General features: G+C 66.0%; 16 protein-coding genes. 8 read left to right on the top strand and 8 right to left on the bottom strand.

Going from position 1 to position 13,042, the window contains the following annotated elements:
- The first annotated feature begins 3 nt into the window (after positions 1-3).
- A complete protein-coding gene (locus ACFPME_RS03270; RefSeq protein WP_377301970.1) occupies positions 4-396 on the top strand; it encodes a hypothetical protein in 393 nt (130 codons plus the stop codon).
- A 47-nt stretch (positions 397-443) separates the two neighbouring features.
- Entirely contained in the window at positions 444-1,151 is a 708-nt protein-coding gene (locus ACFPME_RS03275; protein ID WP_377301972.1) for an arginyltransferase, read from the top strand.
- 45 nt (positions 1,152-1,196) lie between these two features.
- On the opposite strand, the gene ACFPME_RS03280 is transcribed toward ACFPME_RS03275, so the two are convergent.
- Together ACFPME_RS03280 and purT are read right to left on the bottom strand one after the other, a co-directional pair.
- Positions 1,197-2,702 carry an FMN-binding glutamate synthase family protein gene (locus ACFPME_RS03280; protein ID WP_377301974.1) on the bottom strand — a complete coding sequence of 502 codons (1,506 nt, stop codon included), beginning with the start codon at positions 2,700-2,702 and terminating at the stop codon, positions 1,197-1,199.
- Positions 2,703-2,759: 57 nt separating this feature from the next.
- Complete coding sequence (gene purT, locus ACFPME_RS03285; RefSeq protein ID WP_377301976.1) at positions 2,760-3,941, bottom strand: formate-dependent phosphoribosylglycinamide formyltransferase; 1,182 nt, start codon at positions 3,939-3,941, stop codon at positions 2,760-2,762.
- A 151-nt stretch (positions 3,942-4,092) separates the two neighbouring features.
- Here purT and ACFPME_RS03290 point away from each other — a divergent pair, with 151 nt between their 5' ends.
- From ACFPME_RS03290 to ACFPME_RS03305, 4 genes are all read left to right on the top strand, one after another.
- Entirely contained in the window at positions 4,093-4,968 is an 876-nt protein-coding gene (locus ACFPME_RS03290) for an SPFH domain-containing protein (RefSeq protein WP_377301978.1), read from the top strand.
- 92 nt (positions 4,969-5,060) lie between these two features.
- Complete coding sequence (locus ACFPME_RS03295) at positions 5,061-5,249, top strand: type II toxin-antitoxin system antitoxin (RefSeq protein ID WP_377301980.1); 189 nt, start codon at positions 5,061-5,063, stop codon at positions 5,247-5,249.
- A 51-nt stretch (positions 5,250-5,300) separates the two neighbouring features.
- A complete protein-coding gene (locus ACFPME_RS03300) occupies positions 5,301-5,495 on the top strand; it encodes a DUF4177 domain-containing protein (protein WP_377301982.1) in 195 nt (64 codons plus the stop codon).
- Positions 5,496-5,519: 24 nt separating this feature from the next.
- Complete coding sequence (locus ACFPME_RS03305) at positions 5,520-6,302, top strand: CPBP family intramembrane glutamic endopeptidase (RefSeq protein WP_377301984.1); 783 nt, start codon at positions 5,520-5,522, stop codon at positions 6,300-6,302.
- Between the two features lie 18 nt (positions 6,303-6,320).
- Here ACFPME_RS03305 and ACFPME_RS03310 read toward each other — a convergent pair whose 3' ends face one another.
- Both ACFPME_RS03310 and ACFPME_RS03315 read right to left on the bottom strand, forming a co-directional pair.
- Entirely contained in the window at positions 6,321-6,743 is a 423-nt protein-coding gene (locus ACFPME_RS03310) for a hypothetical protein (protein ID WP_377301986.1), read from the bottom strand.
- A 49-nt stretch (positions 6,744-6,792) separates the two neighbouring features.
- Positions 6,793-7,170 (bottom strand): DUF423 domain-containing protein, encoded by a 378-nt coding sequence (locus ACFPME_RS03315; protein ID WP_377302841.1) that lies wholly within the window; start codon positions 7,168-7,170, stop codon positions 6,793-6,795.
- An 81-nt stretch (positions 7,171-7,251) separates the two neighbouring features.
- Between ACFPME_RS03315 and ACFPME_RS03320 the strand changes: the two genes are divergently transcribed.
- Both ACFPME_RS03320 and ACFPME_RS03325 read left to right on the top strand, forming a co-directional pair.
- Entirely contained in the window at positions 7,252-7,857 is a 606-nt protein-coding gene (locus ACFPME_RS03320) for an SCO family protein (protein ID WP_377301988.1), read from the top strand.
- On the top strand, positions 7,857-8,324 hold the full coding sequence (locus ACFPME_RS03325) for a copper chaperone PCu(A)C (protein WP_377301990.1): 468 nt from the start codon (positions 7,857-7,859) through the stop codon (positions 8,322-8,324). Before ACFPME_RS03320 ends, ACFPME_RS03325 begins: the two co-directional genes overlap by 1 nt.
- A 92-nt stretch (positions 8,325-8,416) precedes the next feature.
- Here ACFPME_RS03325 and ACFPME_RS03330 read toward each other — a convergent pair whose 3' ends face one another.
- From ACFPME_RS03330 to ACFPME_RS03345, 4 genes are all read right to left on the bottom strand, one after another.
- Positions 8,417-9,298, bottom strand: coding sequence for a cytochrome c oxidase assembly protein (locus ACFPME_RS03330; RefSeq protein WP_377301992.1), 882 nt, complete (start codon positions 9,296-9,298; stop codon positions 8,417-8,419).
- Positions 9,299-9,413: 115 nt separating this feature from the next.
- Positions 9,414-11,330, bottom strand: coding sequence for a GldG family protein (locus tag ACFPME_RS03335; protein ID WP_377301994.1), 1,917 nt, complete (start codon positions 11,328-11,330; stop codon positions 9,414-9,416).
- Positions 11,331-11,334: 4 nt separating this feature from the next.
- Positions 11,335-12,069 carry an ABC transporter permease subunit gene (locus tag ACFPME_RS03340; protein WP_377301996.1) on the bottom strand — a complete coding sequence of 245 codons (735 nt, stop codon included), beginning with the start codon at positions 12,067-12,069 and terminating at the stop codon, positions 11,335-11,337.
- Positions 12,066-13,010 (bottom strand): ABC transporter ATP-binding protein, encoded by a 945-nt coding sequence (locus ACFPME_RS03345; protein WP_377301998.1) that lies wholly within the window; start codon positions 13,008-13,010, stop codon positions 12,066-12,068. The genes ACFPME_RS03340 and ACFPME_RS03345 overlap by 4 nt, the downstream gene beginning before the upstream one ends.
- Between the last annotated feature and the right edge of the window lie 32 nt (positions 13,011-13,042).

The following is a 13,042-nucleotide window of genomic DNA, read 5'->3' on the forward strand; positions in this document are numbered from 1 at the left end:
CGCATGCGCCAGATCTATACCTCGCCTCGCCACGAAAACATCGACCGCGTGATCGCCCTGATGGCCGAGCACGGCATCGAGGCCAGCGTGGCCAATCGTTCCAACTACAGCCGTGCGACCTGGCAGCGTTTCAGCTACTCGCAGCGGCAGGACAACCGCGACAGCTGGGCGCAGGTCTGGATCACCCACGCCGACGACTACGCGCGCGCGCGCGCGCTGTTGCGCGAGATCGGCATCGAGCCGGTGATCCGCCATGGCGAGGAACTGGCCGCAGCGCGCCATCCGACGCCCGCCACGCGACGCCAGCACACGGTGGCGCGGGCACGGCACATCACGTTGCTGCTGGTGCTTGCCGCTTTCGCCGTGGTGATGCTGCGCTACCTGCGCCTCATTTGACACTTTGCCGATGGTGCGTTGGCGCTGCACGGGCATAGAATCGGGCCATGTCCCGCTCCGACCAAGTCCGCCTGTTCCAGACCCTGCCCCACGCGTGCGGCTACTACGCCGACCGTACCGCGCAGAACCTGGTGCTCGACCCGGCCGCGCCGCAGCTCGACCAGCTGTACGGCCCCGCGCTGGAACGCGGTTTTCGACGTGCCGGCGGCCATCTGTATCTCCCGCATTGCGCGCAGTGCCATGCCTGTACGCCGTGCCGCATCGACGTGGCGAACTTCGAGCCCGACCGTGCCCAGCGCCGTTGCCTGAAGCGCAACGCCGATCTCACCATCAGCGAATCCATTCCCGGCTACAACCGCGAACGTCACGCCCTGTACGAGCGCTACCTGCAGACCCGCCACGTCGGTGGCGGCATGGATGATGCCGAGGCCAGCGATTTTCGCCGTTTCCTCACCGCGCCGTGGAGCCCCACCCTGTTTCTGGAACTGCGCCTGGGCGAACGCCTGCTGGCCGTGGCTGTGACCGACATCTGCCTCAACGGCATTTCGGCCGTCTACACGTTCTACGATCCCGACGAAGGCCCGCGCAGCCTCGGTACCTGCGCGATCCTGCAACAGATTGAACTGGCGCGCCTTCGCGGCATACCGTGGCTCTATCTGGGTTTCTGGATAGACAGCCATCCCAAGATGGATTACAAGCGGCGCTTCAGGCCGCTGCAGATCCGCACCGCCGAAGGCTGGACCACGATGTCGTAGGTATGCCTGTGCGCACAGCGCATATGAACGAGCCCGCGGGCGCGATCATTCGGCCGGTGCCGGATACGGAAACAACTTCTCCAGCGGAATCGACAAGCCGTCGTCACCCACCACCCGGCAATGCCCGCGGTTGAGCTGCCGCGGTTCGCTGACGCCGCAGCTGTGCGCGATGATGCCGACCTCCTTCATCACGTTCTTCGCATAGTGATAGACGCGCTCGCTCTTGTCCGTCACGACCAGGCCGCGCTGCAGCTTCGGGTTCTGCGTGGTGATGCCGGTGGGGCATGTATTGCGGTTGCACTGCAGCGACTGGATGCAACCCAGCGCCAGCATGAAGCCGCGCGCAGAGTTGACGAAGTCCGCGCCGATCGACAGCGCCCACGCCACGTCGTAGGCGGTGATGCACTTGCCCGAGCACACCACCTTGATGCGCTCGCGCAGGCCCTTGACGATCAACATGTCGAGCAGCGCCGGCAGCGCCTCGTGCAGCGGCAGGCCGACGCCTTCCATCAGGGTCTGCGGCGCGGCGCCGGTGCCGCCTTCGGAGCCGTCGACGATGATGAAATCCGGCGCGCTCGCGATGCCGCGCTTCCACACCTCGTCACACAGCTCGCCGATCCATTCCACCCCGCCGAGCACCGCCTTGAAGCCGACCGGCTTGCCGGTGAGCTCGCGGATGTGACTGATGCTGTCCATCAGCTGCGACACGCTGCCGATGTCGAGGTGGCGGTTCGGGCTTTGCGAGTCCTCGCCGACCGGAATGCCGCGGATCGCGGCGATTTCGGCGGTGACCTTGGCGCCCGGCAGCAAGCCGCCCATGCCCGGCTTGGCGCCTTGGCCGAGCTTGATGCTGACCATCTTCACCTGCGGGTGCGCGCAGATCGCCAGCAGCTTGTCATCGTCCAGCTTGCCCTCGGGCGTGCGCACGCCGTACTTGGCGGTGCCGATCTCGAAGACGATGTCGCAGCCGCCTTCGAGGTGATACGGCGCCAGGCCGCCCTCGCCGGTATCCATCCAGATGCCCGCCTTCGCCGCGCCGCGCGACAGCGCGCGCACCGCTGGTGCCGACAGCGCGCCGAAGCTCATCGCCGAGATGTTGAAGAACGCGGCGTGGCTGTAGGGCTCACGCGCATGCGGACCGATCGTCAACGGCACCGGCTCGACATGATCCACGCCAAGATCGGGAAACGGCGCATTGACGAAGAACGGCACGCCCTCCGCACGCAGGTCGCGGCTGGAGCCGAACGCGCTGGTGTTGTCCGCATCCTTGGCGGCGCGGTAGACCCAGGTACGCTGCGCGCGATTGAACGGCATCTCCTCGCGGTCGCTGGAATACAGGTACTGGCGAAAGAATTCGCCCAGGTGCAGGAACCAGTAGCGGAAGTGGCCGATCACCGGGAAGTTGCGCAGCACCGCGTTGCCGGTCTGGTTGCGGTCGACGACCCAGGTTGCCATCAGCACCACGACCGCCAGCGCCAGCAGCAACAGGGCGAACGCCACGCCGAGCTCCACCACGAGCACCAGCCAATGCGCAAATCCGCTCGATTCCATGTCCCGTTTCCTTCAATCCGCTTTCGTGTCCAGCAAGCCTATCGCATCGCCCTGCGTTCACAACTCGATGCGCAGGCGGCTCGCCGCACGCACCGCCTTGCCCACTGCCGCCTCCACCGACGCGGCGCGCGCCAGCGTCACGGCCATGCGCCGTCGCCCTTTCACTTCGGGTTTGCCGAAGATGCGCAGTTGCGTATCGGGCTCGGCCAGCGCTTCGGCAACGCCGTGGTAGCGCGGCGCCGCGCCGTCACCCTCGACCAGCACCGCGCACGAAGCCGACGGCCCGTACTGGTGGATCACCGGAATCGGCAGGCCGAGGATCGCCCGCGCGTGCAGCGCGAACTCGGAAAACTCCTGCGAGATCAGCGTGACCAGGCCGGTGTCGTGCGGCCGCGGGCTGACCTCGGAGAAAATCACCGCATCGCCCTTCACGAAGAACTCCACGCCGAACACGCCCCAGCCACCCAGCGCGCCGGTCACGGCCGCAGCCTGGCGCTGTGCTTCGGCCAGCGCCACATCGCTCATCGGCTGCGGCTGCCACGATTCGCGGTAGTCGCCCTCCTCCTGGCGATGGCCGATCGGCGCGCAGAAGCTCACGCCATCGACGTGCCGCACGGTAAGCAGGGTGATCTCGTAGTCGAAGTCGACGAAGCCCTCGACGATCACCCGGCCCTTGCCGGCACGCCCACCGGACTGCGCGTAGTTCCACGCGTGCTGCAATTCGTCGGCGCCGCGCACCACGCTCTGGCCTTTGCCGGACGAACTCATCACCGGCTTGATCACGAACGGGTAGCCGATCGCGGCAACGGCTTCTCGATATTGCGCTTCGCTATCGCAGAAGCGATACGGCGAGGTCGGCAGCTTCAGTTCCTCGGCGGCCAGCTTGCGGATGCCTTCGCGATCCATCGTCAACCACGCCGCACGGGCAGTCGGGATCACTCGCTGGCCTTCCTTCTCCAGCTCGATCAGGGTCGGTGTGTGGATCGCCTCGATCTCCGGCACCACCAGGTCGGGTTTTTCCAGTTCGATCACTGCGCGCAACGCCTTGCCGTCCAGCATGTCGATCACATGGCTGCGATGGGCGATCTGCATGGCCGGCGCATTCGCATAGCGATCCACCGCGATCACTTCCACGGCGTAGCGCTGCAACTCGATCGCCACCTCTTTGCCCAGTTCGCCGGACCCAAGCAGCAGCACGCGCAGCGCATGGTCGGAATGGGGCGTGCCGAATGGCTTCATCGGGTTCTCCGGTGCAGGCAAAACGGCATTGTATGCGGCCGCGCGGGCGCGCATGGGGCCGCCATTTTCCGCCTCCCTGGGCGGGCACCGGCGAGGACTTGTAACTGATATCAATTTGATATCTAATCTCGGCACCTCAGGGAGAAGACTCATGAACGAACGCAATGGTTTTTCCGTCGCAGGCATACCCTTCATCGGGCTGTGCCTCGTGCTGGCCGGCATCGGCGTCGCACTGCTGTTCTCCACCATTCACGGCCGTCCCGATGCCCCGGCGCCGGCGCCCATGCTGACCGGTGTCGCCTTGCTGGTGATCGACGGGTTTTTGCTCAAGGGCTTTTTCCAGGTCGCACCGAATGAGGGCCAGGTGCTGCAGCTGTTCGGCAAGTACGCCGGCACGGTGCGCCAGGAAGGCCTGCGCTGGACCAATCCGTTCTACGCCAGGCGGCGCATCTCCCTGCGCGTGCGCAACTTCGAGAGCGGCAAGCTCAAGGTCAACGACAGCGACGGCAACCCTATCGAGATCGGCGCGGTGGTGGTGTGGCAGGTGCTGGACACCGCCGAAGCCGTGTTCTGCGTCGACGACTACGAGAACTACGTGCACATCCAGAGCGAATCGGCGCTGCGGCAGATGGCGCAGAGCTACCCCTACGATGCGCACGACAGCGGCCAACCATCGCTGCGCAGCCATGGCGAGGTGATCAATTCGCATCTGCGCGACGAGATCCAGAACCGCCTCGGCAAGGCCGGCGTGCAGGTGGTCGAGGCGCGCATCAGCCACCTCGCCTATGCCCAGGAGATCGCCCAGGCCATGCTGCAGCGGCAGCAGGCCGGCGCGATCATTGCCGCGCGCACCCGGATCGTCGAGGGCGCGGTGAGCATGGTCGAGATGGCGCTGGAACAGCTCAGCCAGCGTGGCGTGGTGCAGCTGGACGAAGAGCGCAAGGCGGCCATGGTCAGCAATCTGCTGGTGGTGCTGTGCGGCGAGCGCGGCACCCAGCCAGTGCTGAACACCGGCACGTTGTACTAGGAGACGGCCATGGGCAGCCCGATCGCAATTCTCCTGATCGTATTCATTGCGAGCCACGCCGCAAGGCGTGGACGCCTGCGGCACTGAGCGGCATGGCGGCCGAGAAAAAAGCTTATCCCTTGCGCATCAGCGCGACCGTGCTGGATGCGATGCAACGCTGGTCCGACGACGAGTTGCGCAGTGTCAATGCGCAGATCGAGTACGTGCTGCGCGAGGCGCTGCGCAAGGCGGGCCGGCTCAAACCCGGCAAGAGCGAGCCGATGACGGACGACGACAACTGAGCCGACCAAGGCCGGCTCCAATCCATGCTGATTCCATCGAGGAGCGCAACGATGTCTGCAACGTGGGAGTACAAAGTCATGACCCTCAAGCACGGCGGCGGCGGCCTGCATCTCACGCTGACGCCGACAGACGAAGAAAGCATCGCCGCGCTCAATCGCGAAGGCGCCCTGGGTTGGGAACTGGTCACCGCGATCTGCCCCGGCCTTGCCCAGCCTACCCTGCTGTATTTCAAGCGACTGCGCTGAGCTGTCCCACTCCAGGAAACCGCAATGAGCGCCACCCCTGCGACACTGCCGAGCCGCACTCCCCATCTGAAGCTCGCCCTGCTGTTCGGCGCCGCCGGCGCGCTGGCGACGCTGGCCCTGCTGCCTTACCTGCTCGCGTTGATGCCGCAGAAATTTGCGGCAATGCCATTGCCGCTGCCCGTCGTGGCAGGCGCGCAAATCGCCCAGGCGGGTTTGCTGTGCTGGTTGCTCGCCTGGCTGGGACTCTGCCTGGGCACGCCGTATGGCCTGGACGCGCCGTGGCTGCGCGCATGGATCTACCGGCGTCCGCGCGATCCAGCGGGGCATCCACACTGGGGGCTGGCGGCGCTGCTTGGCGTGCTGGCCGCCGTGGTGGTGGCCGGACTGTCGTTGCTCGGCCCGAAGGAGGCCGTCGAACAGGCCGCCACCGCAACAGGCTGGGCCTGGCGCGGATTCCTGGCCTCGTTCTACGGCGGCATCGTGGAGGAGGTGGAATGTCGCCTCTTCCTCGTCGCTGTCATGGTGTGGCTGCTGGCGCGATGCAACCGGCGCGTGGCCCGGCCGTGGATGTTCGTGCTGGCCATCGTGCTCGCTGCACTGCTGTTCGGCGCAGGCCATCTGCCCGCGGCGTTCGCCATCGGGATGGCGCACACCCCGGCACTGATCACCCGCATCGTGGTGCTCAACGCGCTGGTGGGCGTGGTGACCGGCGGCCTGTTCTGGAAGTACGGACTGGAACACGCGATGCTGGCGCACTTCTGCGCCGATCTGGTGCTGCATGTCGGAGTGCCGCTGACGCTCGGCTGAGATGCGGCCTGCGCGGTATCAGCGCGCAGCCAGCGCGACCGGCCGCAAATCGGGCAGGCCGAGAATCTGGGGGCGCGGGTCACGCCGGCTCGTCGCAATGAGCCAGTTCCCCTCGCCGACGATCGAGTCGATGGCTCCCGCGCCATTGGCGGCTCCCAGACGACGCAACAGGCGACCGTCATTGGCGTCATAGACCACCAGTTCACGCGTGGCGGGGTCGACGACCAGCAACCAGTCGTGCCCTGCGTCCTTCCAATGCACCAGGGGCGAGACGGTCGCCGCCGTGTCGGCCGTGTCGTCACCGGTTGTCGTATGCGGCCGGTAAAGATGCGCCGCCCAGGCGATCAGCGCAGCGAGCGCCAGCCACGGCAGCAAACGCCAGGACCATGGTGCATGTGGCCGCGGGTGCGCGCTGCGACGAAGGGTCATCGGCGTGTTCATGCCGACAGCCTCCCATCGCGCGATGACAAGCCGGTGACGCGCGCAAGAACTAATCGTTACCGCGACTCAGCGACCAGCCCAGTGCGATCCATCCAGCGATCAAAGCGAGCCCGCCGAGCGGCGTGACGACGCCCGTCCAGCGTGGCGCCCCCAGTGCGAGCGCATACAGGCTCCCGCTGAAGAGCACGATGCCGAGGCCGAACGCGGTGATCGCGAGCCGCCCGCTGCGGCCACGTCCGAGGGTCGCGGCCAACGCCAGTGCCAGCGCGTGCCAGACGTGGTAGTTCACCGCGGTGTGCCAAAGTTCCAGCCTTGGCGCATCGAGCACGCTGCGCAAGCCATGCGCGCCGAACGCGCCGAGCAGCACCGCACTGGCGCCGGCCACGCCGACCAATACGCCCATTCGCGTGGTGACAGGTTGTCGCATCATTGCCGAATATCCTGGTTGCCGGGCCGTGCATGCCGACCCCTGTCGTATGCTTGGCCGGTTGATCGTCCGGATTCTCGCATGAAGCCTTGCCGCATCTTTCTCCCCGCCCTGCTGCTGATCGCTGGCCTGTTGCTCGCCGGCTGCCATCGGAATGAACCGTTGCCGTTGCGGCTGACCAACATCAGCGGCCACATGCCCGACCTCGATTTCAAGCTCACCGACGATCTCGGCAAATCGGTGACCGGCGCGGACTACCGCGGCAAGGTGGCGCTGCTGTATTTCGGATACACGCACTGCCCGGACGTCTGCCCGCTCACCCTGGCACAGCTGCACGTGGTGATGCAGCGATTGGGCCCGCTGGCCGATGGCGCGCGGATATTGTTCGTCAGTGTCGACCCGGCACGCGATACGCCAGATGTCATGCACGCCTACGTCCATGCCTTCGATCCGCGCGCCGTCGGCCTCACCGGCGACGCGCGCGCGATCGAGGCGCTGAGCAAGCGTTACCGCTCGGCGTTTTCCCGCGAGCCGGGCTCGGCCGACGGCAATTACGAGGTCACCCACAGTTCGGCGATCTACGTGTTTGACGGCGCGGGCAAGGCACGGGTGCTCGCTACGCCATCCGCCTCGCAGGACGATCTCGTGCACGATCTGCATCTCTTGCTCGACACCGGAACCAAATGATGAAATCCATTACCTTGTCCCTGCTGCTCGGCAGCCTGCTGTGCGCGGGCGGAGCCCATGCCACCGCGGCCGAACACGTGCGCGTCAGCCACGCGTGGATCCGCGTGCTGCCTGGCGACCTGCCCGCTGGCGCCTATGTCACGCTGCAGAACGACGGCGACCAGCCCGCCGCGCTGAGCGGCGCCAGCAGCACGCGATATACCGATGTGATGCTGCACCATAGTTCCACCGCTGGCGGCATGAGCCGCATGACGATGGTCGACACGGTGACCGTGCCCGCTCACGGCCAGGCGGTGTTGGCACCGGCGGGTTATCACTTCATGCTGATGCGGGCGACCAAACCCGTGAAGCCCGGCGACTCCATCCCGCTGACGCTCAAGTTCTCGGATGGCAGCACGCTGGTCGCCAGGTTCATCGCGCGCCCGGCGAACGCCATCGACGCTGGCGGGGAACACGCCGGACACTGAAGTTGTCCGGACTACGGGCCATCGGCAGGAGCCCGGCGGATGGGCGAAGCCGGTAGCCAGAAGGCCTGGGAAAACCTCGCCTCACAGGTAGGCTATGGGGAGCGGCCTGCGCCAGCCCTGGCAGCTGCCGCTGTCGAATGTCGATGCAGCGCCCTGCCTGGCAACCGGCCGTTGCGTGACAGGCCTAGCCACTGGCGCAGCGCCATCAGGCCGCCGATCGATTCCAGCAAGGCCGACGGTACCCAGATGATCACGCCGCCGATCAGCTGGCCGGTGAGCACGTTGAAGGTGAATGCGCGTCCGCAGATCTCGAAGATCGGATACAGGTCGGTCTTGGAGAAGGTGATGATCGCGCCGGCGAGAATCTGCGGCGTCATCGTGATGGCCGGCGACAACACGCGCAGGCCCGCGGTCATCCGGCCCGGCGGGTGCGGCCGATGGTCCAGCACCAGCGACCAGTAGGCGAAACCGCTGATCAACATGCTCCAGTTCATGAAGCGATAGATGCGCCAGTCCAGCATGGCCAGCGTCTGCATGGACGGGATCAGCCAGATCAGGATGAAGGCGATGAACAGCAGCGTCGCCACCGTGGGATTCAGCAGCACCCCGCTGACCACGCGCCAGGGCCACCAGCGACGCAGTGGCCGCAGCAAGCGCACGCGCCACGCCAGCGGCATGCCCGCGCGCAGCACTGTGGAGGGAAACGCGGTGACGATCAGCAGCGGCGCCAGATGGTGCAGCAGCAGTTGCTGGATCCGGTGCATGAAGAACTCATGCTCGGCGTAGAAGTCCAGGTAGGTATGCAGCGACAGGTAAATGATCGCCATGCCGGTCCAGAACGCCAGCTTGCGGCTGAAGCTCACCGGCAACCGGCGACTGCCGCGTACGTACAACGCGCAGGTCAGCAGGAAACTCGCGAGAAAGATCCACGAGAACTCCCACGGCACGATCCACTTGAGAAAAATTGCCATCACGACAGCTGCACCAGCGCATTCATCCGCCCCGGCGACGCCGGCGACCTCGCAGCATAATGCCGGGCGTCGGCGACGTCTGCCGGCATGGCAGCGCGCGGTTGCGGCAGATTGCCGCTCACCGCCGTCGGCGGCTGTGTCGGGTGCGGCGCCAGCCGTAGATCAGGCCGATCAGCACCACCAGCGCGGGAACCAGCACGATGTTGATGACCTTCACGCGCAGACCCAGCGCGTCGATCTCCGCGTTGAGCTGATGCTGCACGTCGCGCAATTCCTTGTTGATCGCCAGCTGGCGCTGGCGGAACTGCTCGATCTCGCGGCGCTGCTCGGTGGTGGCCGTGCTGCCGGCGCTGCCCTTGGCCGGTTGCAGCTCGTCCAGCCGGCGTCGGGTGTCGGCCAGTTCCTGCTCCAGTTCGCGCTCCTTCTGCAGGAATTTCTGGTCGGCCACGTTGCGCAGCGCCTGCACTCGGGTAAATGGCCGCTGCGAGGTGGAACGGCCGCGGATGGACAGCAAAGCCGACGACCCGCTGAGGTTGTCCACCAGGTTGGTGACGAAGTCGCCGTTGTTGGCGAAGACCCGCATCATCGTCTGGCCCAGAATGGTCTGCGGTTCGACCCAGAGCCGGTCGCTGAGCAGATCGGTATCGCCAACCAGGATCACCTCGGCGTTGGCCGCGGAATGCGCCAGGTGGCCGTGCTCGCCCGCACGCTCGGGAAATGCGCTGTCGAAGACTCCGCGCAGGCGCGCCGCCAGCACATAGTGCGCGTTGTCGGCCTTGTAATCCTGCAGCAACGCGGTGGGGTCACTGCTGGCATCCAGCACCCGCTGGGTCGGTACCGCCTCGGCTTCGGCGCTACTCTGCAGCAGGGGGATCAGTCGCGTCCTCGCATCCGCCGCCAGATCAAAATAGCCGGCGGTGGAGACATTGATGCGCTGCAGGCTGGCCGTGATGACGTCGTTGCGGTTGAGCTCCTGCGGCCCGAGGTCGAGCATGGCCGGATGATTGAGGCTGCTGCCGCCCAGCTCGATCTGCAGCGCGCGGGCGCGGTCCAGCACGATCTGGTGCGGGTCGTAGCGCACGCCCCAGGCGGCGAACAATCGCGGCAGGTCCGAGCCGTGATCGGGGTACGTGGCGCTGTCCGGGCCGTAGGGACTGTTGTCGAGCTCCGCATCCGGGTCGACAAACACCACCAGGTGACCGCCCCGCAACACGTACTGGTCGATGGCGTATTGCGCAGCGGGCGGCAATCGTCGTGGATGGATCAGCAGCAGCACCTGCATCTTGTCGTCGACGTGGTGCAGCGTGGCCGGATCCATCGTTCGTACATCGAACAACTGACTGAGCTGCTGCATCACCGTCCATGACTGCTCGCTGAGCACCGGATTGCCATCGAGGCGAAGCGAACTGATCACACCGATCGGCGGCTTGCTGGCCTGGTTCAACTCGTACAGCAGTTTGGCGATGTCGTATTCCAGAAACGCTTCGCGGGCCGGATCGAAGAACGGTATCGCCAATGTCTTCTCCGGCACGCGGTCATCGGTGGCCTCGCTGTCGATGCCTCCGGACAGCGCACTGCCGGACAGGCCGAAGAAAACGCGCTCGCCGTTGCTGCCGCCATTTGCCGCAGTGAGGCCGCTGCCCTCGGCGCTGGCCTCGTCGTCGGAGTACGGCACCGGGTCGATGATCTGCAGGCGCACGTGCCCACGCGAGCGGGCCACCACTTCCTGCAGCATTTCGCGCACGCGCTGTTCGTAGCTGCGCAGCTGCGGCAGGTCACGCGTGGCGTGGTCGGAAAAGTACAGGGTCAGCCGCAGCGGCCGCTTCAAGGTGTCGACGATGTGCAGCGTGCCCGACGTCAGCGTGTACAGGTGGTCGGTGGTGAGATCGATGCGCGACGCGCGCAACCAGCGGCTGCTGGCCACGATCAAGGGCACGGTCACCAGCACCAGCAGCACCAGCGCACCGTACAGGATGGGGCGCCGGCTCAGCCGCAACGGCGTGGAGAATACGGGGGGGAGACGCAGCCGGAACATCGCCTCAACGAATCCGTTTCAGGTCGAGCAGCAGCACGCCGGCCACCAGCCAACTGACCGTGCTGAGCAGAAAATACAGCAGGTCGCGGACATCCAGCACGCCGCGCGCGATCGCCTCGAAATGGCGCAACATCGACAGGTGCGCCACCGCGTTGATCGATCTGCGTGGCAGCGCGCCGGAAAAGAAATCCAGCACCTGCGGCTGCCCGATCAGGATCAGCAACACGCACACCAGAGCCGTGAGGATGAAGGCCACCACCTGGCTGCGCGTCAGTGCCGACAGGCATGCACCTATCGCAATGAACGTGCCGGCCATCATCCAGCTGCCGAGATAGCCGGCCAGGATCACGCCATTGTCCGGCGAGCCCAGGTAGTTGACGGTGATCCAGATTGGAAAGGTCAGCACCAGCGCCAGCCCGATGAACAGCCACGCCGCGAAAAACTTGCCCAGCATCGCCTGCCACAAGGTCAGGGGCAGGGTCAGCAGCAGTTCCAGCGTGCCGCCCTTGGCTTCCTCCGCCCACATGCGCATGGTGATGGCGGGCACCAGGATCAGGTACAACCAGGGATGCATCACGAAGAACGGCTGCAGGTCGGCCTGGCCGCGCTCGTAGAAATCGCCGGCGTAGAACGTGAGGATGCCGGCCAGCACGAGGAAGATGACCAGGAACACGTACGCCACAGGTGTCACGAAATAGCTGCGCAATTCGCGCCGCATGACGGCGTTGACCGGCCTCACGCGCAACTCCCCGCGGCGTCGCTGTCTGCCGTGGTGATATGCCGGAACACCTCGTCGAGGCGACCGCGTTCCAGCTGGATTTCCGACACCTCCAGCCCCTGCTCACGCAGCAGGGTTTCCACCGGTTCCAGAATGCGCTCGCCGAGCTTGGGAAACACGGTGATGCGGCCGTCCAGCGGATCCACCTCGATCGCAGCCACCTGCGGCAGTCGGCCCAGCATTTCCTGCGACATGCCGCTGCCCGGTGCGCTGAACGACACCGCGCCGTGATAGCGCGAGCGCGCCTCCAGTTCGGCCGGCGTGGCGTCGGCGAGCAGCTTGCCGCGAGCGATGATCACCACGCGGTTGCACAGCGCATGCACCTCTTCCAGCAAATGGGTGGAGATGAGGATGGTGCGGTCGCGTGCCATCATGTCGATCAGCCGACGTACCGCATGCTTCTGGTTCGGGTCGAGACCATCGGTGGGTTCGTCCAGCATGAGCACCGGCGGATCGTGCAGGATCGCCTGGGCCAGCCCCACGCGCCGGCGCAGGCCCTTGGACAACGTATCAATGCACAGCCCTAGCACTTCTTCCAGCTGCAACTGCTGGACGACTGCATCGAAGCGGCGGTAGCCGGTATCCGATCTGAACCCGCGCATGCGGACGATGAACTGCAGAAACTCGCGCACCGTCATCTCGCCGTAGCTGGGGGCACCCTCAGGCAGATATCCGAGCGCACGCTTCGCCTTGAGCGGCTCGCGGCAGACGTCGTGGCCGCAGACCCGGGCCACGCCCGAGGTGGGCACGAGGAAGCCGGCAATCATGCGCATCGCGGTGGATTTGCCGGCGCCGTTGGGGCCAAGCAGGCCAAGCACCTGGCCGGGTTCGACACGGATGCTCAGTGCGTCCACCGCAGTCAGGTTGCCATAGCATCGGGTGAGCTGGTCGGTTTCGATCATGTCCGGCAGGGGTGGTGAGCGGAACGTCGAGC

Source organism: Rhodanobacter umsongensis (assembly GCF_042654965.1).
In the GTDB taxonomy this organism is placed as follows: domain Bacteria; phylum Pseudomonadota; class Gammaproteobacteria; order Xanthomonadales; family Rhodanobacteraceae; genus Rhodanobacter; species Rhodanobacter umsongensis.